This is a genomic window from Ruegeria sp. H6 (assembly GCF_056532975.1).
The window spans coordinates 76,203-98,586 of record NZ_JBQFOA010000002.1 but is presented as its reverse complement, the minus strand read 5'-3'; the positions used below and the strand labels follow the sequence as shown (position 1 = coordinate 98,586).

Sequence of the window (22,384 nt, the reverse complement as noted above, 5' to 3'; positions counted from 1 at the left end):
TCGTTCCAAATACGGAAATTCCGGATGGCGCCACTAGCTCAGACGTTCAGCAGCAGATGCTCACGCTCCCACGGAGAGATCACTTGCAGGAACTCTTCATATTCGGCGCGTTTGACGATGCCGTAGACGCGGGCAAATTCGGGGCCCAGCACCTCGTGCAGGGCAGTGGCTTCATCAAACAGGTCCAGCGCGTTGCCCATGACCTGAGGGATATCGCCTTCGCCCTCATAGGCGTCGCCATAGAACTGGCGACGTGGGCGTTCCTGCTGGGTCAGGCCGATATACCCGCAGGCCAGCGACAGCGCGATGCCAAGGTAAGGGTTGCAGTCCATCCCGGCGATACGGTTTTCCACGCGGCGCGCCTCGGGGCCGGATAGGGGGACGCGGATACCGGTGGTGCGGTTGTCGCGGGCCCATTCCAGATTGATGGGTGCTGCGTGGTCTTTCACATATCGACGGTACGAGTTCACATAGGGTGCCATGACCGCCAGACCGGAGGGCAGGTGGTTTTGCAACCCGGCAATGAAATTGTAGAACGCGTCCGTTTCGCCGCCTTGGGGACCGGAAAAGATGTTCTGACCGGTTTCCAGATCAATGATCGAGTGATGGATATGCATGGCCGAGCCGGGCTCATCCGCGATGGGTTTGGCCATGAACGTGGCAAAACAGTTGTGACGCAGGGCGGCCTCGCGGATCAGGCGTTTGAAATAGAACACCTCGTCGGCGAGTTTTACCGGATCGCCGTGGCGCAAGTTGATCTCCAGCTGACCGGCGCCGCCTTCCTGCGTGATGCCGTCAATCTCAAATCCTTGATGTTCGGCAAAATCATAGATGTCATCGATCACCGGACCGAATTCGTCAACAGCGGTCATGGAATAGGCCTGCCGCGCCGCCGCAGGGCGACCTGACCGCCCCATCATCGGCTTGATCCCCTGCGCCGGATCGACGTTGGGAGCGACCAGAAAGAACTCCATCTCGGGCGCGACGACGGGTTTCCAGCCCTTGTCGTGATAGAGCTGCACCACGCGTTTCAGCACATTGCGCGGGCTAAACGGAATCGGGTTGTCATCGCGGTCATAGGCGTCGTGGATCACCTGCAGGGTCCAGTCGCCTGTCCATGGCGCGGCTGAGGCTGTCGAAAAATCGGGCTTCAGGATCATGTCCCGCTCGATAAACCCGTCTTCGCCTGCGGCTTCGCCCCAATCGCCGGTGATGGTCTGATAAAAGATGCTGTCCGGCAGATGGAAATAGGATTGCCGCGCAAATTTCGAGGCAGGCACAGCCTTGCCGCGTGCAATGCCGGGCAGGTCCGAGATGATGCACTCGACCTCATCCAGCCGATGTCCTTCGAAATAGCTGCGCGCCGCCTGTGGCAGTTCATCGGTCCAGTCGGCCATCACGCCCTCGCTTTCTTCAGGAAATCGGCCATGAAACGCCCGATCTGTCCATTGCTGTCGGGGCCGTGCTGACGGTTGGCCGCCTCTTGCAGAAGGGTATCGGGAACGACACCCTTGCCACGTGTCTGGATCAGGCCACGAATGAAATCGTCGCCATATTCGGGATGCGCCTGCACGGTCCAGATGGTGTCGCCATAGGCGACCATCGCGTTTTCGCAGAATGCGTTTGTGCCCAGTACCTGCGCGTCCTCGGGCAGTTCAACAACTTGATCCTGATGCCAGGCATTCAGCGTCACGCTGTCCCCCTCAAAATCATATTCTGTTCGCCCGACGGCCCAACCGCCATCGAACTTTTCCACCTTGCCGCCCAGAGCCTGCGCGATGATCTGATGGCCGAAACACACGCCAATCAACGGGGCTTTGCGATCACGGATTGCGCGTATCAGATCTTCAAGCGGCGGGATCCAGGGGTGATCTTCATAGGCGCCATGGCGCGAGCCGGTAATGACCCAACCATCAGCAGCCTCGGCGTTTTCGGGAAACTGGTTGTCGACAACCGAGAATGTCTCGAACTCAAAATCCTCCGGACCCAGGAGGGCGCGAAACATTCCGTCATATTCACCGAACTGGTCGTAGAGTTCCTCCGGCGGGTGGCCGGTCAGCAGGATACCGATTTTCATGGGTCACCAAATTTGATCAAATTTATTCTAGCCGAGTCCGAATATCCCGACAAGGGGATCATACGGCTTCGAGATAGCTAAGCCAGTGTTCTTCGGGCGGACGCTGGGCAAAGCGGTTGATTTCCTGTCTCTTGGTCATCGCCAGATTGCGGATCAGGCCAGCAGGAAAGATGCGCGCGACAGATGTGTCGGTCTCAAAGGCCTCGATGGCCGACACCCAATCGCTGGCCAGTTGCGGAATGCCCGACACCTCATACGCGTTGCCGGTGATCGGAGCGGATGGCACCATGCCATCCTCAATCCCAACCATCGCGGCACCAAGCACTGCAGCCAGCATGAGATAGGGGTTGATATCTCCACCTGCGACGCGATGCTCGATCCGGCGTGCAGCAGGTGCGCCTCCCGGTATGCGAAGCGCCGCCGTGCGGTTCTCATAGGCCCAACTTGCGCCGGTGGGGGCGTGTGCGCCCGGCACCAGTCGCGTGTAGGAGTTGCCATGCGGCGCAAAGATCAGCGTACTGCCGGGCATCGCGGCAAGGCAACCTGCCACGGCGTTGTGCAGAACGTCCGTACCTTCGGGGCCGCCATTGTCGAACACATTGCGCCCCTGCGCATCGATGACCGAGAAATGAACGTGTAGACCATTGCCCGCATCCTGGGGATAAGGTTTGGCCATGAAACTGGCGGCAAACCCGTGCCTGCGGGCAACGCCACGCGTCAAGGCCTTGAAAAGCCACGTGTCATCGGCACAGCGCATGGCGTCCTGGTGGTTCAGATTGACCTCGAACTGACCAACCCCGCTTTCGGAAATGGCGGTCTGGGCCGGGATGCCCATCGCCGTGCACCCGTCATAGAGATCAGTGAAAAACGCCTCGAACGCATCCATCTCAGCAACGGATAAAACCGCCTCGTCGCTCAGACGGCGGCCAGAAACAGGGTTAAGCGGAGGCTGCGGTTGCGCCCCCGAGGCATCGACCAGAGTAAACTCCAACTCGGTTGCCGCGATGACGGACCAGCCGCGTTGTGCGTAACGGGATAAAACAGCGCTCAGCGCATGGCGCGGGTCACCGTCGAACGAGGCGCCCGCATCGTCGTACAGGCACATCGGCACCAAAGCGGTCGGGGTGTCAAGCCAAGGCACCGGAACCGGCCCGCGATCGGTGGGGCGCAGAACGCCGTCTGCGTCACCGCTTTCAAAGACCAATGGGCTGCCATCAATATCTGCCCCCCAAAGGTCCACGTTCAGCGCGGAAAACGGCATCCGCACCGCCCCCTGATCCAGCTTGGCCGCGTAGGAGGGCGGCACCCGTTTGCCACGCATCTGCCCATTCAGATCGCAGGCAGCAACGCGAAAACTGTGCAAGGCGCTCAGGTCCATATCGGGCTCCAATCTTGATGTCCCAGTTGGTGTAGAGGAGCGCGCGTGTCTTGTCACGAAATTTGATCAAATTATCATCCACGGTGTTTTTCACTGACGTCCGAATTGTCGCTGACAAAGGCGATACCTATAGTTGGTCTTATGCTGATGTTCTTTGCCATCCTCCTTTTGATCGCTGCCGCAGTTGCCTGGTATTTCTGGTCCAAGCACCAGGCGCGCGAACAGCTATTGGCCACGCCGCTCAATGAGCGGCAGCGGCAGATCATCCTGCGCCAGGTTCCGATCCTGCGCCGTCTTCCACCGGACCTGCGGGGCAAGCTTGATGGTAAGGTGAACCTGTTTCTGGATCAGGTGAATTTCGTCGGTTGCGACGGGTTGGACGTGACCGAAGAGATGGAACTGTCGATTGCGGCACAGGCCTGTTTGCTCGTGATAAACAGTGACCTTTGGTACGATAATCTGACGACGGTTCTGATCTATCCCAACGCGTTCAAATCCAAACAGCAGCGGCATTCAGGCTTTGTGGTGACGGAAAAGGAAATTGTCCGCACCGGCGAAAGCTGGGACCGGGGACCCGTCATTCTGTCCTGGGCGCACAGCCAACAAGGTGCCCAGAACGATCACGATGGCCAAAACGTCGTGTTCCACGAATTCGCGCATCAGATCGACGATCTGTCTGGCGGGACCAACGGGGTACCTGTCCTCAGCAAAGGGCAGAGCTTTGCGGAATGGGAACGCGTCTTTTTGACCGCCTATGACGCCCATGTACAGGCGGTCGAGGCGGGGCGTCACACCGTGATCGATCCCTATGGTGCGACCGGTCACGAGGAATTCTTTGCCGTCTCGGTCGAGGTGTTCTTTGAGCGCCCCAAAGAGCTGCAGCACGCCGTCCCCGACGTGTATGAGCAGCTTTCGCAGCTATTTAACCTAAACCCTGCCGATTGGTCTTAGCGCGCCAGGTTCAGGCGGAACCGCATCTTCTGCTTTCGTTCGGCCGGCAGGTGACGGTTCAGGCGTTTGTTCACCATTCCAAAACCCCAGACGATCACCAGCGTCAGCAGGATGAAATAGAACGCGAGGATTGGATAGGGGACGAAGGGGTTAAATGTCTTGTCGGCGAAATAGCTGGCATAATACAGCGCGTCGCCGCGTTGTTGCCAGGCTGGGAAGGCCGAAAAGAAAACCAGAGTGGTGGCGTGGAACAGAAAGATCGCCTCATTCGTGTAGGCAGGCCAGGCCAGTCGCAGCATGGTGGGCCAGACCACCCGGCGAAAGCGGGGCCAGCCGGTCATGCCGTAGGCATCCGCCGCCTCAAGATCGCCCTTGGGGATCGAGCGCAGCGCGCCATAGAAGATCTCGCCCGAATAAGCGGCGGTATTCAAAAACAGCACGATCAACGCCCCCAGCCAGGCCGAGGTGAAGGCATCGAACATTGGGTAGGTTTTCTTCAGCGACAGGAAAAAGAAATAGGCAAAGAAAAACTGAATGAAGAGCGGCGAGCCCCGAAACAGGAAGATGAACCACTCGGACGGTTTGCGCAGCCATTTGTTTGGCGAGGCTTTTCCGACGGCAAGAGCGGTGGCCAGAAAGAACCCGGTGGCCAGTGCCATCGCACCGAAATAGATATTCCAGAGCATGCCCGAGCCGATCAGCGTGAAATGCTCGCACAGGGTGAAATCGGTTTTGGGCAGCAGGCGCTCACCAAAGCCCAGCGAACGCAGGCCATAATCCTGTATGGTCTGGATGCAGCTCATGCCGTGGTCTCCTTACGCAAAAGCTCTCCGCCGGATGTGGCCTGACCGTGGGACAGGCGGCGCATCAGCTTTTCAAGCCCGATCTCCGAGACGCGGGTCATGCCGAGGTAGAAGATCAGCAAGCCAAGGAAATACCACATGCGCCAGTCGCCATGCGGGTATTGCGTGAATTTGGAGGTTTTGGTGCTGCCCAGCTCGCGGGCCCAATAGACGATGTCTTCGACGCCCAGCAGGAACAGCAGGGGTGTGGCCTTGATCAGAACCATCCACAGATTGGAGAGGCCGGGCAGGGCGTAGACCCACATTTGCGGAACAAGAATGCGCCAAAAGGTCTGACTGCGGGTCATGCCATAGGCCTCGGCGGTTTCCAACTGAGCATGGGGCACTGCACGCATACCACCGAACAAGACGTTGGCGGCAAAGGCCCCAAAGACGATCGAAAAGGTGATGACCGCAAGGAAGAAACCATAGGTTTCATGCACCCATTCCGGTGCGCTGCCAAGGGGCAGTTTAGCCGCCTGACAGACCAGAAAATCGTTGCCCTGACGGATCGGATCCGTCCAGCCGGGGCAAAGTATCTTGTGCCTGACCCACTCGAACCCCTGATCCAGAGCGATCACGAAGAACATGAAAAATGCGATGTCGGGCACGCCACGCACAATGGCGATGTATCCCTTACCCAGCCAGCTGACCGGAGGGATATGAGACCGGGCCGCCATGGCACCGACAAACCCGAAACTCAGCGCAACCGGCGCGGTCACAGCCAAAAGCGCCAGAACCTTCAGGAAAGACGCATAAAATGACCAGTGGACACCAGTGGTCAGGTAGCACGAAAACCAGCGGAACGTGCCCAGAGTGTCGGGATCAGAGCAAAACGAGAAGATGGCGGGCCTCTTGGATTGGCAAAGGCACTGGGGTCAACGCGCCCGGATCAACCGGACGCGTTGCCGTTCAGGATCAGAAGGTCGAGGACACTTCCCACTTGGTGATCAGCGCGTTCAGGCTGCCATCGTCTTTCATGGACTGAATGGCGGTGTTGAACTTTTCTTTCAGCTCACCATCCGACTCACGGATGCCCATGCCGACGCCACCACCCAGCGGCACGTCTTCGGCGACAAAGCGCAGCTCGCCATCTTCTTCTACGATGGGGGCGAGGAAGGATTTGTCAGCCAGTACAGCATCGGCTTCGCCGTTGCGCACGGCTGCGATGGTTTCTTCGGGGCTGGCGAATTCGACCAGAGTTGCGCCGGATTCAGCGATATAGCCCGCTTGAATGGTGCCGGTCTGCGCGGCGACAACGCCGCCAGCGACATCAACATCGTCGGACATGGCCACATAAGCCGAAGGATCCGGCGGCGTGTAGTTCTGGGTGAAGTCGATGACTTCGTCGCGCTCGTCGGTAATCGACATGCCGGCGATGATCACGTCATAGTTGCCCGACACCAGGTTTGGAATGATCGAATCCCAGTCATTCTTGACCCATTCGCATTCCAGATTGGCACGTTTGCACAGCTCATCGCCCAGTTCACGTTCGAAACCGTCGATCTCGCCCGCGTCGTTGATGAAGTTCCACGGCGCATAGGCACCCTCGGTGCCCATGCGGACGGTGTCGGCCATGGCCATTCCGGCGCTCAGCGCCAGTGCCGCTGTGGTCAGAATCAGGTTTTTCATTGTTACTCCCCTTTTTGGTTCTGTCCGTTGGTTAAGCCGCCTGAGTGGCGGAGAGAAATCCCTGAAGCCGTTCGGATTCAGGGGTGGTAAAGATATCTTCGGGTGTGCCTTCTTCTTCGATCAGGCCCTGATGCAGAAACACGACATGGCTGGAGATATCGGCAGCCATCTTCATGTCGTGGGTCACGATAATCATAGTCCGGCCTTCGGCGGCCAGATCTTTGATCACCTTGATCACTTCCTGTTCCAGTTCGGGGTCCAGCGCCGAGGTGGGTTCATCAAACAACAGGGCCTCAGGCTCCATGCACAGGCCACGCGCGATGGCGGCACGCTGCTGCTGGCCACCCGAAAGCTGCGCCGGATAGACATCGCATTTGTCGCCGATGCCGACCTTTTCCAGATATTTGCGGGCGCTGTCCTCAACCTCGGCCCGATCACGGCCCAAAACGGTCATGGGGGCTTCCATCACATTTTGCAGGATGGTCATGTGGGCCCACAGATTGAACTGCTGGAACACCATCGACAGGTTGGTGCGGATGCGCAGAACCTGTTTCGGATCGGCAGGGCGCCGGTGATGGCCGGAACCGGTCCACTGCACTGGCTCTCCCTTAAAGATGATTTCGCCCTGTTGGCTGTCTTCCAACAGATTGCAGCACCGCAGCAGGGTCGACTTGCCGGACCCGGATGAGCCGATCAATGAGACAACATCGCCGCGACGGGCCGTGATATCAACGCCTTTGAGGACTTCGAGATGTCCAAAGCTCTTGTGGAGGTTCTTGATCTCGATAACGGGCGAGGTGTCTGTCACGGGGCGTCTCAGAGTGGTTGGTGTTGATGCGGTACTAGGACCGAAAAAACGGATCAATGCAATGCGCAATTGACAAGATCAAGGCCGGAATCCGCCAAATTGACCAGTCGTTTTGGCCAAAACCGTCAATTTGTCTTCCGGATCGCCTGTGGTGCGGGGGCATTGGGCACACTTAGATATTGGCCTGCCGGGATATTGATTATCCCGCGAAGATGCAGGGCGCGTCGGTCCGCTGCGGAAAGGTCACTGATGGCCGACGCCACGGCTGCGGCAACCTGGGCCGGGTCTCGATCTTTGGCAGTGATATAGGGCAGGGCAGGCGTGGGTGCCGTTCTGGCCACCTCGCGCAATCTGTCGCCAAGGTCAGTGTGTTCCTGCAACAAAACCCAGGTAAGTGCATCGAGTGACGCGAAATCCGCGCGACCCTCTGCAACTGCCTGCGCCGAGAGGGCATGCCCGCCAGTTTCCAACAGCGATTGCGGCATCAGATTTTGTTGCAAAAGATGCGTGATAGGGGCGGCCCAACCCGATTGGGAGAGCTCTTCGTTATAAGTAAAGGTGCCCTCGATCAGGCGGGCAAGGTTGCGGTCATCCTCCTTGCGGGCAACAAAGACAGAGCAATAGTGACCCGCAGGACAACCGGGCAGGTCATAATCCGGCGTGCCGACCAGGTTCACCGCCCCGTGCAGCCGGGTGCGGTAGGGCATCCCACAGGTTTGGGCAAAGACAAGATCGGGATCCTGCCAGATTTCCCAAAAATCGCGGTCGCGGGTCAGATGATCCGGGCCAAATCCCAGATGCTGGCGAATCAAAGCCCAAAAGCGATCATTTACCGGTTGCAGGGCGGGCATGTCATACATGCCCAGCATCGCTGTCACGCTTTTGCAGCTTTCTGACGGGCGCGCGCCGAATCCACGTCGCTGACGCCCAACAGGCTGACCACAAGACGCAACAGAGAATCCTCTTCGCCTGTGCGGTGACCATCGGCCAAGGCCACAGACCACATAGCCTGAACCACTGCCAACCGGTCGTCATAGGCCACTGCTTCTTTGATGGCGCGGGTAAAGCGGACGGTGTCGGGGGCTTCGGCCTCAAGATCTTCGGCGCGGGCACGCAGGCCTGCGGCTTCAAAAGGTGACAAACCGTATCTTTCGGCGGAAACCCGATCAATGCGCGCCATTTCGGTATCGGCATAGTCATTGTCGGACCTGGCAATGCGCACCAACAGGGCCGTCAGGGCCAGGCGGGCATCGTCATCGGCAAGCGGATCGGGCTGAGGCTGCGTGAGCCGGGACAGGAAATCACTGAACATGAAACAGATATAGACCCGGCTTAGCTGGCTTCCAAGCGGCTTTGTACGCGGTCCCGCGCCACTTTGCTGTCGTTGAAACTCAACCCCATGGCGGCGCGGGCCTCTTCCACGATCTTGATCTCGCCCTCATCCGAGTCGCCATCGGCAAGCACGACCTCCCACAGGGCATCCAGCGCGGCCAGCCGTTCCTCAAGCCCTGTGGTTTCGCGGATCAATTTGCCGAACGTATCCGTTTCCGGCGCAGCGGCGTGAAGCTTTTCACAGGTGGCGCGGACCTTGGCGGCCTCTATTGCGTTGTGTTGGTAAAGGCGGGCCAAAATGCGGTCGATCAGGCTGATCTCTTCCAGTTTGTAGTCCCGGTCAGCCTGGGCCACCCGCACCATCAAAGCGCCCAACGCCAGTTCGGCATCCGGGTCGGGCAGCGTGTTGTTTTGCGGCGGGCGGAGCGCCTGAAAGAATTTCTTCAACATGCGGTCAGGTTATTCCCTAAATTGCGGCGCGCCAAGCTGGACTATCCCTCATAGCCCCGAATGATCACAAGATCGCCGGTGGATACCGGGTCGCGAAGCGCCTTTGCGGCCTGATAGGCATCGCTGTCATAACAGGCCAGCGCCTGTTCATAGCTGGGAAATTCGATCACGACTGTCCGGGCGCGGGCGTGGCCTTCAGGCTCGGTCCGCTCGCCTCCGCGCACAAGGAACTTGGCCCCGAACTCGGCAAAGGCCGCGCCGTTGGCGGCGATGTAGGTCTTGTAGGTTTCCACGTCATCCACATCCACGTGGGCGACCCAATATCCTTTGGCCATACGAATTCCTCCTGCGACATACGACGCAAGGTGCGGAGGAATAGAGGGGAATGCAATCCCCTAAAAGTGGATCAGTCGCCAGAGCCCAGCGCGTTGCGTGCCTTGGACTGCAGCCATTCGATCATTTGCCGGTAGGGCACGGGGCCATAGCTGATCCGCGCAACGCCAAGCTTTGCCAACGTTGGCGTATCCGGTGTGCCCGGCAGCGCAATGATGTTGACGGGCAGATCGGTGGCGTCGCACAGACGGCCGATCATGTCCTCGTTCTTAAGGCCGGGAGCGAAAAAGCCGCTGGCCCCGGCATCGGCATAGGCCTGGGCGCGGGCCATCGCGTCCTCTAGCATCGCCTCGTCATGGGTATCCGGATGGGCTTTGAGGAAAATGTCGGTTCGGGCGTTGATGAAGGCGGGAACGCCCGCAACGGTGCATCCTTCCCGAAGACCTGCGATCCGGGCCGCTTGGGTTTCGGTATCGTAAAGGTCTTTGGTTCCAACGACTTGGTCTTCAAAGTTGAACCCGATGATACCCGTTGCCAGCGCCTGCTGCGCATTGACCGCGATATCGGCCGGAGAGACAGCATAACCGCCTTCGAAGTCCAGTGTCACGGGCAGATCGACCGCCTTGACAATCCGGCCCGCGTTTTCCAGCGCGAATTCCATCGGTACGTTCTGACCGTCGGAAAACCCTTGTGCCATCGCAACCGGGGCGCTGCCCGTGGCGATGGCTTTGGCGCCCGCATCCTTTACCGCCGCCGCGCTGCCCGCATCCCAGATATTGTACAGGATGACGGGATCACCTTTTTTGTGCAGGCTGGCAAAACTCTCGGCGCGGGTGGTCTGATCAGTCATGGCGGGTCTCCTGTCGAAACATGTCCAACAGTTAACCCTTTTACGGTTTTTCGCTAAGCGCTTAATTGTGTTGGTACATCACTTTGCAGAGATGCGATCAGACCAACCGAGAGGTGTCCTTGGCCGCCCGCACGAAATCGCGGAACAACGGGTGGGGATCGAACGGTTTGGATTTGAGTTCGGGGTGATATTGCACACCGATGAACCACGGATGATCCGACCATTCGACGATTTCCGGAAGGCGGCCATCCGGTGACATGCCCGAGAAAGTAAGCCCGGCTTTTTCCAACTGTTCCCGGTACTTGATGTCCACCTCATAGCGGTGGCGATGGCGTTCTTCGATATTGGTGCCGCCGTAAACTTCGGCCACTTTCGATCCGTCGGCAAGCACGGCGTCATAAGCACCCAGACGCATGGTGCCGCCTTTGTCGTCGCCCACCTTCCGTTCAACCTTGTGGTTTCCCTGCACCCATTCCTTGAGGTGATAAACCACGGGTTCGAAACGCTTTTTTCCGGCCTCGTGGTCGAATTCTTCGGACCCGGCCTCGGCAATGCCCGCCGCGTTGCGGGCAGCTTCGATCACGGCCATCTGCATACCCAGACAGATGCCCAGATAGGGCACTTTGTGCTCGCGCGCGTATTGCGCGGCCTTGATCTTGCCTTCGGTGCCGCGTTCGCCAAAACCACCAGGAACGAGGATCGCGTGGAAGCCTTCCAGATGGGGCGCTGCGTCCTCGGTGTCGAATATTTCGGCATCGACCCATTCGACCTTTACGCGCACCCGGTTGGCCATACCGCCATGGGTCAGTGCCTCGGCGATCGATTTATAGGCGTCTTCCAACTGGGTGTATTTCCCGACAATGGCGACCTTCACTTCGCCTTCGGCGTTGTGGATCCGGTCGCTGACGTCTTCCCACTTGGCCAGATCGGGTTTGGGGGCGGGGCTGATCTGGAACGCATCCAGAACGGCCTGATCCAGACCTTCGCGGTGATAGGCCAGCGGAGCGTCATAGATGGTAGACAGATCCTGCGCCGCGATCACACTGTCGGGGCGGACATTACAGAACAAGGCCAGCTTTTCGCGTTCCTTGGTCGGAATCGGACCCTCAGACCGGCAGACCAGAATGTCCGGCGCCAGACCGATTGACCGCAACTCCTTGACCGAGTGCTGGGTCGGCTTGGTTTTCAACTCGCCCGACGCCTTGATGTAGGGCAGCAAGGTCAGGTGCATGAACAGGCATTGACCGCGCGGCTTGTCCTGGCTGAACTGACGGATGGCTTCGAAAAAGGGCAGGCCCTCGATATCGCCCACGGTGCCGCCGATCTCACACAGCATGAAATCAACCTCATCTTCGCCAATGGCGATGAAATCCTTGATCTCGTTGGTGACGTGCGGGATCACCTGAATGGTTTTGCCGAGGTAGTCGCCGCGGCGCTCTTTTTCGAGCACGTTGGAATAGATCCGCCCCGAACTGACCGAGTCGGTCTTGCGTGCCGCCACGCCCGTGAAACGCTCATAGTGACCAAGGTCCAGATCGGTTTCGGCCCCGTCATCAGTGACGAAAACCTCGCCATGCTCAAAGGGCGACATGGTGCCCGGATCGACGTTCAGATAGGGGTCCAGCTTGCGCAGACGCACCGAGTATCCGCGGGCCTGCAATAGCGCGCCCAAAGCCGCTGAGGCCAATCCTTTGCCCAAGGATGAAACCACACCACCAGTGATGAAAATAAATCGCGCCATGTTTTTCGGCTGCCCCCGTGAGACGTCATAATCAGCTGCCCGGCGGTCTGAAAAAACCGCTGCATCACGGGACTTCACGTATAAAGGATTCGCGCCCAAAGCGCAAGAGAACCGCAAGATGCTGTTGCAGTTCTCTGTCAAGTTTCTAGGTTTAGTAGATTAGTCCGCTTGTGGGATCAGCGGCGCATTGTCGCCCTGCGTGGGCGGCAGCAAGTCTTCTGCAGACGGAACCGAGGCAGGCGCGCTGTCCTCGGTCGCAGCCGGGGCCGGAACGCCCAAGCGATCAATGACCGAGCTGCCCGAGGATTTCTGTGCTGCCAGAATCGTCAGCGTGATCGAGGTCACGATGAAACACGCGGCCAGAATCCATGTCAGTTTGCCCAGTGCGGTTGCTGCTGCGCGACCGGTCATGGCCCCGCCACCACCGCCACCCATTCCAAGGCCGCCGCCTTCGGACCGCTGCATCAAAACAACGGCAATCAGGCCCAAAGCCAGAAGAAGGTGGATGATAAGAACGACGTTTTCCATGGTGGTCCTGTACAGCGTGGCGTGTATCGCGTGGTACTTATGCAAGTTTGCCAGCGGGGGCAAGTCACGAGTTCACATCAGCGCTGATGATTTGTCCAATCACAGCAAAGGGACTGGACAGAGCGGCAAAACCTGACGCAGGCTGCGCCCATGCCTCATGACGATCACGACCACCCGCACGCACTGCTGCCGCCTGAACCCGCATTGAGGGTCAAGGCGCTTGAGACGATTTTGACTCGCAAAGGGCTGATTGACCCTGCCGCGCTGGAAAAAATCATCGATACCTATCAAAACCAGATCGGCCCCCAAAACGGTGCCCGTGTCGTGGCCAAAGCCTGGAGCGATCCGGCGTTCAAGGCCGCACTGCTAGAGGACGCCACACCGGTTGTCGCCGATCTTGGGTATTATGGGCGCCAGGGCGAACACATGGTTGTTGTCGAGAACACGCCCGAGCAGCACAACATGGTCGTTTGCACCTTGTGCAGCTGCTATCCTTGGCCATTGCTGGGCATCCCGCCGGGTTGGTACAAATCAGACGCTTATCGCGCTCGCGCTGTCCGCGAACCCCGCAAAGTTCTGGCCGAGTTTGGAGTGAGCTTGCCAGATGACATGTCGGTCCGCGTTTGGGATTCCACGGCTGAGATCCGGTATCTTGTTCTGCCGATGCGCCCGGCAGGCACCGACGGGCTGGGCGAGGATAAGCTGGCCGCGCTGGTCACTCGCGACAGTATGATCGGCACCGGCTTGCCCAAGGTGCCCGCATGACCCGGGTTCACGACATGGGGGGCCGGTTTGGTGACGGCTCGATCAACCCGGAACCCGAAGACGCCCCGGTCTTTGCCGAAGACTGGCACGCGCGCGCGCTGGCCGTGACGCTGGCCTCGGGTTTTCTGGGCCAGTGGAACATCGATACCTCGCGCCACGCCCGTGAGCGGCTGTCGCCCAAGGACTACACCCGGTTTTCCTACTACGAAAAGTGGGTTTCGGGGCTGGCAGACCTGTTGGTTGAGAAGGGTGTTCTGACGCTTGATGATCTGCGTGAGGCGCGCTCAGCGGACGACCATCCTTTGTCCGAAAGAATGCTCAAAGCCGAGTCTGTCGCCGCAGCCCTGGCAAAAGGTGGCCCATCGGAACGCACCGACAATGTCCCGCCCAAATTCGCCCACGGTCAGGCGGTGATCACACCGCGGGCGGTCGCGAACCGTCTGGTGGATGGGGGCCACACGCGATTGCCGAACTACGCCGCGGGCGCCTGTGGCCGTATCCTGCGCCTGCACGGCAGCCACGTATTACCCGATTCCAATGCGCATGGGCTAGGTGAGGCGCCAGAGCCGCTATATGCGGTGGCGTTTCCGGCCTCGGAACTGTGGGCCAAGCCCGAACATCCCAAGGATGAAGTGGTTCTGGATCTGTGGCAAAGCTATCTGGAGCCCGCATGAGTGAGTGTTTGACCCACAGCGCGCCAGAACCCGTTTTCGAGGAACCCTGGCACGCGCAGGTCTTTGCCGTGACCGTCGCGTTGAACGAGGCGGGCCAATTCGACTGGTCAGATTGGGTCGCACGGTTTTCAGCGACGCTCAAGCGCAACGGTCTGGTCAAAGAACTGGACGGCGGCAACGACTATTTCCACGCCTGGTTGGAAACGCTTGAGGGCTTGCTGTCCGATCAAGGCAAAGCGGCGCCCGAGGATGTGCGCACGCTCTACCACGCCTGGGAAGAGGCCTATCTGACCACCCCGCATGGTCAGCCGGTTCACCTGATATAGAAAGACAAAGACAGACGTTCCCCTCCGCCCGAGGTATCGCGCGTTTGTGCGATTTGCGGCTGCGGCGAATTACCGGTTTCCCTGTCCTCTGAGCATCGTTATACGAGCCGGGTTTGGTATCTCAGCACGAAAAGGACCGGATATGGCCAACGTGGTTGTTGTCGGCGCACAATGGGGCGACGAGGGAAAAGGCAAGATCGTCGACTGGCTCAGTGAACGAGCAGACGTGATCGCGCGTTTTCAGGGCGGGCATAATGCCGGTCATACGCTGGTGATCGATGGCGAGGTCTACAAACTGCACGCTCTGCCATCCGGCGTCGTCCGTGGCGGTAAGCTGAGCGTGATTGGCAACGGTGTCGTTCTGGACCCGTGGCACCTGATCAAAGAGATTGAGACCATTCGCGCACAGGGTGTCGAGATCACCCCGGAAACGCTGATGGTTGCCGAGAATACGCCTCTTATCCTGCCGTTCCATGGTGAGCTGGACCGTGCGCGCGAAAGCCAGAACTCTGTCGCCAAGATCGGCACCACCGGACGCGGCATCGGCCCGTGTTACGAAGACAAGGTCGGGCGGCGCGTCATCCGGGTGGCGGATCTGGCGGATGACGCCACATTGGCGCTGCGCGTGGACCGTGCGCTGGTACACCACAATGCGCTGCGCAACGGATTGGGGCTGGAGCCGATTGACCGGGACGGTCTGATCGCGCAGCTGAAGGACATTGCGCCTCGGATTTTGCCATTTGCGGCCCCGGTCTGGAAAGTGATGAACGAAAAGCGCAAGGCCGGGAAGCGGATCCTGTTCGAAGGGGCCCAAGGCGCACTGCTCGACATTGATTTCGGCACCTATCCGTTTGTGACATCCTCGAACGTGATCGCTGGGCAGGCTGCCACGGGCGTTGGAATCGGCCCAGGATCGATCGACTTTGTTCTGGGTATCGTCAAGGCGTACACGACCCGCGTGGGCGAGGGGCCGTTCCCGACCGAGTTGGACGACGAAGACGGTCAGCGATTGGGCGAGCGGGGGCATGAGTTCGGAACCACCACCGGGCGCAAGCGTCGCTGCGGGTGGTTCGATGCCTGCCTTGTGCGTCAGACCTGCGCCACAAGCGGAGTGAACGGCATTTCCCTGACCAAACTGGATGTCCTGGACGGTTTCGAGACGCTGAAGATTTGCACAGGCTATGAACTGGACGGCGCGCGTCTGGACTACCTGCCGACGGCCGCGGATCAACAAGCCCGCTGCAAGCCCATCTACGAAGAGATGCCCGGTTGGAGCGAATCCACCGAAGGCGCGCGCAGCTGGGCCGATTTGCCGGCCAACGCGATCAAATACGTGCGTCGGGTCGAGGAACTGATTGAGTGCCCGGTCGCATTGCTGTCCACCAGCCCGGAGCGGGACGACACCATTCTGGTGACCGACCCGTTTGCAGACTGATGGCCGAGGACAACAAACCGGGGCTGAGCTACAAGGCCCGCCGCCGCTGGTCGCTGATCATTCTAGTGGTCGGACTGCCGCTTTACATCATCGTGGCGGTACGGGTGGTCAGCCTGTTCGAGCGCCCGCCGATACTGGTCGAGCTATTGGTCTATATTGTCCTAGGCGTGTTGTGGGCGTTGCCCTTCAAGTTTGTCTTCCGTGGCGTCGGTAAGGAAGACCCCGATCAGAACGACAGCTGATCGAACATGTTGCACTCGTCGACGGCGCAGCGCCGCGAAATAGAAAAAAGGGTCAGAGATCACCTCTGACCCTTCTTTTTTGTCTGGTGCGGCGTCTGATCAGCCAACCGCGCGTTCGTCGTCGGGGCGAAATCCGATCTGGTTCGAGGCTGCAAAGCGACCGCCACCGGCTTTTTCGATCTTGCCGTCACGCAGCAACTGACCGAAGGAGCGCAGGCTTTCTTCGCGATTGAATTCGTCCTGTTTCAGCGAACGGACTTTGTTCATCAGCTGCGGGCGCGAAAACTGTTCCTGACCCTCGATGAACGACAAATATGCTGCTGCGGCCTCTAGCAGATCGGGCAGGGACTGTGCGCCCTGGTCTTGTGCGAACTGGGCAAAGCCGCCCTCTTCGTCAATCCCTTCCAATTTGGATTTGACACGGCGGGGCGCGACAGGGGCAGGGTCGATCTCATCGGAATCCACGCGCTGTTCCGCCACCAGTTTGAGCGGCGCAGGCGTGCCTGTGTCCGGGCGAGAACTTGTGACCTGCACCTCGGGACGGCGCGGGCTGACGACCGAGGCCAGATCACCTCGGTACTCCTGATCGGGCGCGGGCGCCTCGGCTTTGTCATCCGCACGTTCAGCGGCAGTCGCCGCAACGGCGGTGCGCAGGTGCGAATAGGTTTCACGCTGATCCGTGGTTTCCGGATCCCCCATACGGGCGTCGGCCGTGTCCATCAGGCGCGTCAGGTCGTCTTCCCTGTCAGCGCTCTCTGGCGCAGTTTCCTCGGGCCGGTTGGCCAGTTCGGATTCAACCTGCGAAATCTCATCCAGCAGATCGGCTTCGTCACTTGCGCTCAGAATTCCCTGAGTGCTTTCGTCCTCGTCCGAGGTTTCAGCAGGACCTTCCTGCGTCTCCTGCTCATCCAGGATGTTCAGAACGTCTTCGACCTCTGCCGCAGGGGCTTCGTCAACCTCGATATCCGTAAAGAGCACGTCGTCACTGACCTGTTCGTCAATCACTTCGGGTTGTTCTTCTTCAACCGGTTCAGCTTGTGCCTCGGTGAACATGATTTCGTCTTCGACGGCACCAACCTCTTCCTCGGGCTCAAGATAGAGAGGCTCGGACGCTTCTGCTTCAAACCCGGTTTGCGTTGGCATGTCCGCAGGTGCGGCGGGTTGGTCCACGGCGGGTTCTGCCTCAGCTGTCTCAAGATCAGCCGGGTTCAGCGCGCCCGCTTCGAAGGCGGCGGAAATCGCATCGACCTTGGGTTTTTTCGGCGCCTGAAAACCGGCGCTGTCTTCTTCACCTTCCGCAAAGCGTGCAGGTGTCTCGTTCGAATGGGATACTACCGCGCGGATACGCTGCAGTTTGGCGGCAATGCTATCTGCTGCCGCGGGTTCTTTTTTATCTGATTCCGCAAAGAATTCGGTGGCATTTGGCTCAAATTGATCTGGCATTACGTCCTCCGGTTTCGAGGCAGCCTGTGGGGTCTTGTCCATCGCACGAAGCAGCAAGCCGCTTTCGTTCTGACTGGCTTCAACCCGGCGCGCCCGATCCCCTTGCGCAATGCTGGTCAGCATGCGGGCATCGGGTTGAGGAGGCTCTGAACCAAAGTATCTGTCATCTGCTGCAAGATCGCGGAAGTATTCGGCAATGGCTTTCATTGTTTCGAAAGAGTCGTCAAAACCTTCCAGCGTGCAGGAGAAGGTCCCGTAAGATACGGTCAATACCTTGTTGTTCTGTACCATCAGACGCACGTCCTCTACAAACTACCAAGTCACATTGCTGGGCGCAGCACCCACCAATCGACTCTGAACTGTGCCTATGAGTCTATCATTTTGTGTTTTCATTATGTCCAAATCCGGGAAAAATGGTCAATCTAAGTAAAATCCAGCCAATTGTACGCGCCAGAGAGCCAATCGCATTGGTCGGAGGGGGGCAAATCGGCTCAAATGACCTGAATTTGGTGCTAAATCGCGTCAAATCGACCGTTGCGGCAGATGGCGGCGCAGCCGTTTTAGTCGATTCGGGGCATGTTCCAGATGCCGTTATAGGCGATTTTGACTCGTTAAACGAGAGCTATCGCGCGCAAATTCCCGCAGAGCGATTGTTTCCTATTCAGGAACAGGACAGCACCGACTTTGACAAGGCCCTGCGCCACATTCAGGCCCCACTTATTCTGGGCGTCGGATTTCTGGGAGAGCGCCTGGATCACCAACTGGCGGTCCTCAGCGCGCTTGTCTGTCATCGGGATCGTGCGTGTATCCTGCTGGGTGAGCATGAGGTCGTCTTTCACGCGCCGCCCTGGCTAAGGCTTTCGCTTGATCCCGGCTGTACGGTGTCGCTGTTTCCGTTTTGCCGGGTCACCGGGCAAAGCCGCGGGCTGAAATGGCCGATTGACGAGCTGGTGCTGGAACCGGGTGGTCGCGTCGGGACATCGAACCAATCCGAAGGCGAACTGGAGTTGCAGGTTGATGGCCCCGGTCTGCTGGTCTTGGTGCCCCGAGATACGCTGGATCAGGTCATGCAGGCGTTTCTGTCGGGGCAGACCGGGCGGTGGCCCTCTCTCTGACAATGACATAAAGTCCCGCCGCCATGGTGATGATGATGCCCAGCGCGGCCAACCCGTTGGGCAGATCGTGAAAGATCAGCCAGCCGATGAAGGTTGCGATCGGAATTTCCAGGTATTGCATCGGTGCCAAGGTGGCGGACGGTGCGAACCTCAGCGACCATGTCATCAAAAGATGGGCCACTGTTCCGAGCACTCCGATGGCGACGAGGAGCCAGTGCGCTCTGGCCGCGGGAACGGTCAATGACACCTCCCAAACATTGGCGAACGTGCCGATCACCAACACTGGAAACAGGATGAGCGTTGCAAGAACTCCTGAGACGGCCTGTAATGCGATCGGATCGGTTTCCTTGGCGATCTGTCGTGTCACCAGCATGAACAGTGCGAATACGACCGCAACGATCAGCGGCAAAAGGGCCGGGGCGCCAACTTCGGCAAAGCTGGGCTGGATGACCAGCAGAGTTCCGACAAAACCGACGACACAGGCGATCACACGGCGCACGCCCACCTCTTCTTTCAGGACCCAGTGCCCCAAGATCAGCATGACAAAGGGCATCACAAAAGCGATGGCAACCGCATCGGCCAGTGGCAGGAATTGCAATGCGCTAAACATCGCGGTGATCCCGATGATGTGCAGCAGGGTACGGATGACGGTCAGGCGCAGGACCCGACCGCGCATTCTAAGCGTTCCGCCCGAAAACCATAGCAGAGGTACAAGGATCATCGCTTGCACGAAAAAGCGAATAAAGACCAACAGCCCGATGGGCGTGGTCTCGCCCAGCAGTTTTGCCAAGGCGTCGCCCATCGGGGCGAGCACACAAAAACCGAGCATCAGAAAGATGCCAAATACCGGACGATCCTGAGTCATGAGCGCGAAGCTATCGGCTGGGTCCAGCTCTGAAAAGGTACTTTCTTTGGCTTCAATCGCTTAGGGGCTGAACCTTTGTGTAGTCCGGCCCGATGCAATGTGGCAGATGGTCATTCAGCCTGAGCCAATTCAGCTTTTCTTCATGGGCCACATGCAAGGTGGGCTCCAGCATCTCTGGGTTTTCCAGCGTCGCAACATAAAGGTGCAGGACATCCGACATTGCGGTCGACCGGAAGGACAGCGGCGTGCCGCAATCTGCGCAAAAGCTACGCTCGACACCCGGAGAGGAGTTGAAGGTTTTTGGCTGTCCTTGCGTCCATCGCCAGTTCCCGTCGCGGACCCCGAAATAGGTGGTCATCGGCGACGCACATTGCCGCCTGCAACTGTCGCAATGACAGGTGACACAGGACAGGACGGGTGGATCGACTTCAAAAGCGACCGCGCCGCACAGACAATGCCCTCGCATATTCCTCTCCTTTTCTGGCGCAGCTTACCTTAGCAATTCGGTACGTTTACAGCCAGGCCACCCACCGATGTTTCCTTGTATTTTGCGTGCATATCCTGCCCCGTTTGCCGCATGGTTTCGATCACCGAATCCAGCGGAACCAGATGATTTCCATCCCCGCGCAGCGCCAGCGACGCGGCCGAGACGGCCTTGATTGCCCCCAGACCGTTGCGTTCAATGCACGGGACCTGCACCAGCCCTGCGATCGGGTCGCAGGTCAGGCCCAGATGATGTTCAAGCGCGATTTCTGCTGCGTTTTCGACCTGCTCGGGTGTGCCGCCCATCACCGCGCAAAGCCCGGCAGCCGCCATCGCCGAGGCACTGCCGACCTCGGCCTGACACCCGGCCTCAGCGCCCGAGATTGAGGCGTTGAACTTGACCAGCCCGCCGATGGCGGCAGCCGTGAGCAGGAATTCCTGAATCCGGTTTTCTGAAGCGCCGGGAACGTGATCAAGGTAATAGCGCAATACCGCAGGCAACACGCCCGCCGCCCCGTTTGTCGGCGCGGTGACGACCTGACCACCGGCGGCGTTTTCCTCGTTCACGGCCATCGCATAAACGCTCATCCAGTCATTGATGGTGTGCGGTGCGTTCAGGTTCATTCCGCGTTCGGCCTGCAGCGCATCATGAATGGTCTTGGCGCGACGGCGCACATTCAGGCCACCGGGCAGAGTGCCGTCGGTGTTCAAACCCCGCTCGATACAGGCGTTCATGACCTCCCATAAACGGGCCGAGCCCCGGGCGAAGCTTTCTGCACATCCCCGCGAGATTTCGTTTGCCCGTTTCATTTCGGCGATGTTCTTTCCGCTGCTCTGCGCCATTTGCAGCATTTCGACCGAAGATTTGAACGGGTAGGGCACAGGAGCGCCCTCATCCGTTGCCTTGCCTTCGGCCAATTCCTCTTCGGTCAGAACAAAGCCGCCACCGATCGAATAATACACTTGCTGCAGGATCACATCGCCCTGCGCATCGGTGGCCATCAGGATCATGCCATTGGCGTGGCCGGGCAGGTTGTGATCATAGTCAAAGACCAGATCCGCCTTGGGGTCGAATTTCAGCGTCGGTAATCCGTCTGGCGAAACGGTATGAAAGGCTGCGATCTCTGCCAGCGCGGCTTCGGCCTTTTCATTGTCATATGTGTCCGGCACGAAACCCGCGAGGCCCAGGATCGTCGCGCGGTCGGACGCGTGACCCACCCCGGTAAAGGCCAGCGAGCCATGCAGCGATCCGCGTAGGCCGGAAAACTCGAACGCAGAGTCGCGCATCAGATCAAGGAATCGCGCTGCGGCCACCATCGGACCCATGGTGTGCGACGAAGACGGGCCTATGCCCACTTTGAACATATCGAAGACAGAGAGAAACATGTCAGGTGGCTGAACCTTCTGAAGGGATGGCATATGTCGGAGAGGTGAACGGGGTTGCGCCCAGACCTTCCGTAGCAATGGCGGCTCGGGTGGCGGGACGAAGTTCCAGTTGCGTCAAAATCAGCTGCAAATGCGGCGTGTCCGGCAATTGGTACCAACTGCGGTCGGCCTGCGCCGGGTACAGCGCCATCCACCGCATCATGCAGGCGATGTAGTAGCTCAGAACCGAAGGCCGCTCAGGGCTTAGCCATTCGGGTCCAGACGCGGCCAATTCATCCAGCAGCTTCAGATGTTGACGCAGCCGCGGTCTGATCCCGGCCCTCAGATCCCCGGCGCGCCCGGCCTCGATGTATTTCTCGGCATAAAACAGGATGCGCAGATCCGCGTGCAGTGTGTTGGATGCAAAGAACAGCCATTTCAAGAAAGGTGCGCGTTGGGCATCATTGACATCCGGCGCCAATGCGCCATGCGTGTCAGCCAGCCAGAACAGGATGGCCGCCGTTTCAAATATCGGCCCCTGAGGCGTCTCAAGAACCGGGATCAATCCGTTGGGATTGAGCGCGCGATAGGGCGCGCTGTCCAGTTCCCCATCGCGTCTGTTGACCAGAACGGTCTGGTAGGGCAGGCGCATCTCATCCAAAACCAGGCGAACAATCAGCGAGGCGTTGTCGGGCGCATAGTGCAGGCGGTAAGAGGTGCTCATGGCATCCAGTTTAGGCCAATGCATA

The 22,384-nt window shown here is 59.0% G+C and carries 26 protein-coding genes; 7 read left to right on the top strand and 19 right to left on the bottom strand.

Annotated features, from left to right (window positions below; translation table 11 throughout):
• Positions 1-38: 38 nt before the first annotated feature.
• From ACR0AG_RS05140 to ACR0AG_RS05130, 3 genes are read right to left on the bottom strand one after another with little or no spacing between them, the layout of a single operon-like run.
• A complete protein-coding gene (locus ACR0AG_RS05140) occupies positions 39-1,397 on the bottom strand; it encodes a glutamine synthetase family protein (RefSeq protein WP_480837062.1) in 1,359 nt (452 codons plus the stop codon).
• Complete coding sequence (locus ACR0AG_RS05135) at positions 1,397-2,077, bottom strand: type 1 glutamine amidotransferase (RefSeq protein WP_480837060.1); 681 nt, start codon at positions 2,075-2,077, stop codon at positions 1,397-1,399. Before ACR0AG_RS05135 ends, ACR0AG_RS05140 begins: the two co-directional genes overlap by 1 nt.
• A 58-nt stretch (positions 2,078-2,135) precedes the next feature.
• Entirely contained in the window at positions 2,136-3,455 is a 1,320-nt protein-coding gene (locus tag ACR0AG_RS05130) for a glutamine synthetase family protein (protein WP_480837058.1), read from the bottom strand.
• Between the two features lie 141 nt (positions 3,456-3,596).
• Between ACR0AG_RS05130 and ACR0AG_RS05125 the strand changes: the two genes are divergently transcribed.
• A complete protein-coding gene (locus ACR0AG_RS05125; RefSeq protein WP_480837057.1) occupies positions 3,597-4,406 on the top strand; it encodes a M90 family metallopeptidase in 810 nt (269 codons plus the stop codon).
• Here ACR0AG_RS05125 and ACR0AG_RS05120 read toward each other — a convergent pair.
• The 11 genes from ACR0AG_RS05120 to secG all read right to left on the bottom strand — a co-directional run bounded on the left by ACR0AG_RS05120 (position 4,403) and on the right by secG (position 12,922).
• Complete coding sequence (locus ACR0AG_RS05120; protein WP_480837055.1) at positions 4,403-5,209, bottom strand: ABC transporter permease; 807 nt, start codon at positions 5,207-5,209, stop codon at positions 4,403-4,405. The genes ACR0AG_RS05125 and ACR0AG_RS05120 overlap by 4 nt on opposite strands.
• Positions 5,206-6,093: an ABC transporter permease gene (locus tag ACR0AG_RS05115; protein WP_480837741.1), complete on the bottom strand. Its 888-nt coding sequence runs from the start codon at positions 6,091-6,093 to the stop codon at positions 5,206-5,208. Before ACR0AG_RS05115 ends, ACR0AG_RS05120 begins: the two co-directional genes overlap by 4 nt.
• 73 nt (positions 6,094-6,166) lie before the next feature.
• On the bottom strand, positions 6,167-6,880 hold the full coding sequence (locus ACR0AG_RS05110; RefSeq protein ID WP_480837053.1) for a transporter substrate-binding domain-containing protein: 714 nt from the start codon (positions 6,878-6,880) through the stop codon (positions 6,167-6,169).
• Between the two features lie 31 nt (positions 6,881-6,911).
• Complete coding sequence (locus ACR0AG_RS05105; protein ID WP_480837051.1) at positions 6,912-7,688, bottom strand: ABC transporter ATP-binding protein; 777 nt, start codon at positions 7,686-7,688, stop codon at positions 6,912-6,914.
• Positions 7,689-7,813: 125 nt separating this feature from the next.
• On the bottom strand, positions 7,814-8,557 hold the full coding sequence (locus tag ACR0AG_RS05100; protein ID WP_480837740.1) for a phosphate/phosphite/phosphonate ABC transporter substrate-binding protein: 744 nt from the start codon (positions 8,555-8,557) through the stop codon (positions 7,814-7,816).
• Between the two features lie 5 nt (positions 8,558-8,562).
• Complete coding sequence (locus ACR0AG_RS05095; protein ID WP_480837050.1) at positions 8,563-9,000, bottom strand: tellurite resistance TerB family protein; 438 nt, start codon at positions 8,998-9,000, stop codon at positions 8,563-8,565.
• A 20-nt stretch (positions 9,001-9,020) separates the two neighbouring features.
• Entirely contained in the window at positions 9,021-9,470 is a 450-nt protein-coding gene (locus ACR0AG_RS05090) for a tellurite resistance TerB family protein (protein ID WP_480837048.1), read from the bottom strand.
• A 41-nt stretch (positions 9,471-9,511) separates the two neighbouring features.
• Entirely contained in the window at positions 9,512-9,805 is a 294-nt protein-coding gene (locus ACR0AG_RS05085; protein ID WP_480837046.1) for a DUF1330 domain-containing protein, read from the bottom strand.
• A 71-nt stretch (positions 9,806-9,876) separates the two neighbouring features.
• Entirely contained in the window at positions 9,877-10,653 is a 777-nt protein-coding gene (locus ACR0AG_RS05080) for an isocitrate lyase/PEP mutase family protein (RefSeq protein ID WP_480837044.1), read from the bottom strand.
• A gap of 97 nt (positions 10,654-10,750) precedes the next feature.
• Positions 10,751-12,394, bottom strand: a complete 1,644-nt coding sequence (locus tag ACR0AG_RS05075) for a CTP synthase (RefSeq protein ID WP_480837042.1) — start codon at positions 12,392-12,394, stop codon at positions 10,751-10,753.
• A 159-nt stretch (positions 12,395-12,553) separates the two neighbouring features.
• Positions 12,554-12,922 carry a preprotein translocase subunit SecG gene (secG, locus tag ACR0AG_RS05070; RefSeq protein WP_480837739.1) on the bottom strand — a complete coding sequence of 123 codons (369 nt, stop codon included), beginning with the start codon at positions 12,920-12,922 and terminating at the stop codon, positions 12,554-12,556.
• 150 nt (positions 12,923-13,072) lie between these two features.
• Between secG and nthA the strand changes: the two genes are divergently transcribed.
• The 5 genes from nthA (at position 13,073) to ACR0AG_RS05045 (ending at position 16,364) form a co-directional block, all read left to right on the top strand.
• Positions 13,073-13,687: a nitrile hydratase subunit alpha gene (nthA, locus tag ACR0AG_RS05065; RefSeq protein WP_480837041.1), complete on the top strand. Its 615-nt coding sequence runs from the start codon at positions 13,073-13,075 to the stop codon at positions 13,685-13,687.
• Entirely contained in the window at positions 13,684-14,361 is a 678-nt protein-coding gene (nthB, locus tag ACR0AG_RS05060; protein WP_480837039.1) for a nitrile hydratase subunit beta, read from the top strand. The genes nthA and nthB overlap by 4 nt, the downstream gene beginning before the upstream one ends.
• A complete protein-coding gene (locus tag ACR0AG_RS05055; RefSeq protein ID WP_480837037.1) occupies positions 14,358-14,687 on the top strand; it encodes a nitrile hydratase accessory protein in 330 nt (109 codons plus the stop codon). The genes nthB and ACR0AG_RS05055 overlap by 4 nt, the downstream gene beginning before the upstream one ends.
• A 142-nt stretch (positions 14,688-14,829) precedes the next feature.
• On the top strand, positions 14,830-16,122 hold the full coding sequence (locus ACR0AG_RS05050; RefSeq protein ID WP_480837035.1) for an adenylosuccinate synthase: 1,293 nt from the start codon (positions 14,830-14,832) through the stop codon (positions 16,120-16,122).
• Positions 16,122-16,364: a DUF2842 domain-containing protein gene (locus ACR0AG_RS05045; protein ID WP_480837033.1), complete on the top strand. Its 243-nt coding sequence runs from the start codon at positions 16,122-16,124 to the stop codon at positions 16,362-16,364. The genes ACR0AG_RS05050 and ACR0AG_RS05045 overlap by 1 nt, the downstream gene beginning before the upstream one ends.
• Positions 16,365-16,463: 99 nt before the next feature.
• Here the strand turns inward: ACR0AG_RS05045 and ACR0AG_RS05040 are convergent, their stop codons facing one another.
• Positions 16,464-18,098 (bottom strand): hypothetical protein, encoded by a 1,635-nt coding sequence (locus ACR0AG_RS05040; protein WP_480837032.1) that lies wholly within the window; start codon positions 18,096-18,098, stop codon positions 16,464-16,466.
• A 122-nt stretch (positions 18,099-18,220) separates the two neighbouring features.
• On the opposite strand from ACR0AG_RS05040, the gene ACR0AG_RS05035 reads away from it, so the two are divergent.
• Positions 18,221-18,922 (top strand): thiamine diphosphokinase, encoded by a 702-nt coding sequence (locus ACR0AG_RS05035; protein ID WP_480837030.1) that lies wholly within the window; start codon positions 18,221-18,223, stop codon positions 18,920-18,922.
• On the opposite strand, the gene ACR0AG_RS05030 is transcribed toward ACR0AG_RS05035, so the two are convergent.
• The 4 genes from ACR0AG_RS05030 to ACR0AG_RS05015 are packed head-to-tail and all read right to left on the bottom strand — an operon-like array spanning position 18,873 to position 22,359.
• Positions 18,873-19,787, bottom strand: coding sequence for a DMT family transporter (locus ACR0AG_RS05030; protein WP_480837028.1), 915 nt, complete (start codon positions 19,785-19,787; stop codon positions 18,873-18,875). The genes ACR0AG_RS05035 and ACR0AG_RS05030 overlap by 50 nt on opposite strands.
• 52 nt (positions 19,788-19,839) lie before the next feature.
• A complete protein-coding gene (locus ACR0AG_RS05025) occupies positions 19,840-20,253 on the bottom strand; it encodes a GFA family protein (protein ID WP_480837026.1) in 414 nt (137 codons plus the stop codon).
• A gap of 29 nt (positions 20,254-20,282) precedes the next feature.
• Entirely contained in the window at positions 20,283-21,656 is a 1,374-nt protein-coding gene (locus tag ACR0AG_RS05020) for an L-serine ammonia-lyase (RefSeq protein ID WP_480837025.1), read from the bottom strand.
• 1 nt (position 21,657) lies between these two features.
• Complete coding sequence (locus ACR0AG_RS05015) at positions 21,658-22,359, bottom strand: glutathione S-transferase family protein (RefSeq protein ID WP_480837024.1); 702 nt, start codon at positions 22,357-22,359, stop codon at positions 21,658-21,660.
• Between the last annotated feature and the right edge of the window lie 25 nt (positions 22,360-22,384).

Bases quoted from the DNA above. Each gene is read 5' to 3' on its own strand.
- ACR0AG_RS05130 (WP_480837058.1), bottom strand. From the start codon at position 3,455: ATGGACCTGAGCGCCTTGCACAGTTTTCGCGTTGCTGCCTGCGATCTG.
- ACR0AG_RS05085 (WP_480837046.1), bottom strand. From the start codon at position 9,805: ATGGCCAAAGGATATTGGGTCGCCCACGTGGATGTGGATGACGTGGAA.
- ACR0AG_RS05020 (WP_480837025.1), bottom strand. From the start codon at position 21,656: ATGTTTCTCTCTGTCTTCGATATGTTCAAAGTGGGCATAGGCCCGTCT.
- ACR0AG_RS05015 (WP_480837024.1), bottom strand. From the start codon at position 22,359: ATGAGCACCTCTTACCGCCTGCACTATGCGCCCGACAACGCCTCGCTG.
- ACR0AG_RS05080 (WP_480837044.1), bottom strand. From the start codon at position 10,653: ATGACTGATCAGACCACCCGCGCCGAGAGTTTTGCCAGCCTGCACAAA.
- ACR0AG_RS05045 (WP_480837033.1), top strand. From the start codon at position 16,122: ATGGCCGAGGACAACAAACCGGGGCTGAGCTACAAGGCCCGCCGCCGC.
- nthB (WP_480837039.1), top strand. From the start codon at position 13,684: ATGACCCGGGTTCACGACATGGGGGGCCGGTTTGGTGACGGCTCGATC.
- ACR0AG_RS05025 (WP_480837026.1), bottom strand. From the start codon at position 20,253: ATGCGAGGGCATTGTCTGTGCGGCGCGGTCGCTTTTGAAGTCGATCCA.
- ACR0AG_RS05110 (WP_480837053.1), bottom strand. From the start codon at position 6,880: ATGAAAAACCTGATTCTGACCACAGCGGCACTGGCGCTGAGCGCCGGA.
- ACR0AG_RS05075 (WP_480837042.1), bottom strand. From the start codon at position 12,394: ATGGCGCGATTTATTTTCATCACTGGTGGTGTGGTTTCATCCTTGGGC.
- ACR0AG_RS05050 (WP_480837035.1), top strand. From the start codon at position 14,830: ATGGCCAACGTGGTTGTTGTCGGCGCACAATGGGGCGACGAGGGAAAA.
- ACR0AG_RS05055 (WP_480837037.1), top strand. From the start codon at position 14,358: ATGAGTGAGTGTTTGACCCACAGCGCGCCAGAACCCGTTTTCGAGGAA.
- ACR0AG_RS05140 (WP_480837062.1), bottom strand. From the start codon at position 1,397: ATGGCCGACTGGACCGATGAACTGCCACAGGCGGCGCGCAGCTATTTC.
- ACR0AG_RS05100 (WP_480837740.1), bottom strand. From the start codon at position 8,557: ATGCTGGGCATGTATGACATGCCCGCCCTGCAACCGGTAAATGATCGC.
- ACR0AG_RS05040 (WP_480837032.1), bottom strand. From the start codon at position 18,098: ATGGTACAGAACAACAAGGTATTGACCGTATCTTACGGGACCTTCTCC.
- nthA (WP_480837041.1), top strand. From the start codon at position 13,073: ATGCCTCATGACGATCACGACCACCCGCACGCACTGCTGCCGCCTGAA.
- ACR0AG_RS05035 (WP_480837030.1), top strand. From the start codon at position 18,221: ATGGTCAATCTAAGTAAAATCCAGCCAATTGTACGCGCCAGAGAGCCA.
- ACR0AG_RS05030 (WP_480837028.1), bottom strand. From the start codon at position 19,787: ATGACTCAGGATCGTCCGGTATTTGGCATCTTTCTGATGCTCGGTTTT.
- secG (WP_480837739.1), bottom strand. From the start codon at position 12,922: ATGGAAAACGTCGTTCTTATCATCCACCTTCTTCTGGCTTTGGGCCTG.
- ACR0AG_RS05135 (WP_480837060.1), bottom strand. From the start codon at position 2,077: ATGAAAATCGGTATCCTGCTGACCGGCCACCCGCCGGAGGAACTCTAC.
- ACR0AG_RS05090 (WP_480837048.1), bottom strand. From the start codon at position 9,470: ATGTTGAAGAAATTCTTTCAGGCGCTCCGCCCGCCGCAAAACAACACG.
- ACR0AG_RS05125 (WP_480837057.1), top strand. From the start codon at position 3,597: ATGCTGATGTTCTTTGCCATCCTCCTTTTGATCGCTGCCGCAGTTGCC.
- ACR0AG_RS05095 (WP_480837050.1), bottom strand. From the start codon at position 9,000: ATGTTCAGTGATTTCCTGTCCCGGCTCACGCAGCCTCAGCCCGATCCG.
- ACR0AG_RS05120 (WP_480837055.1), bottom strand. From the start codon at position 5,209: ATGAGCTGCATCCAGACCATACAGGATTATGGCCTGCGTTCGCTGGGC.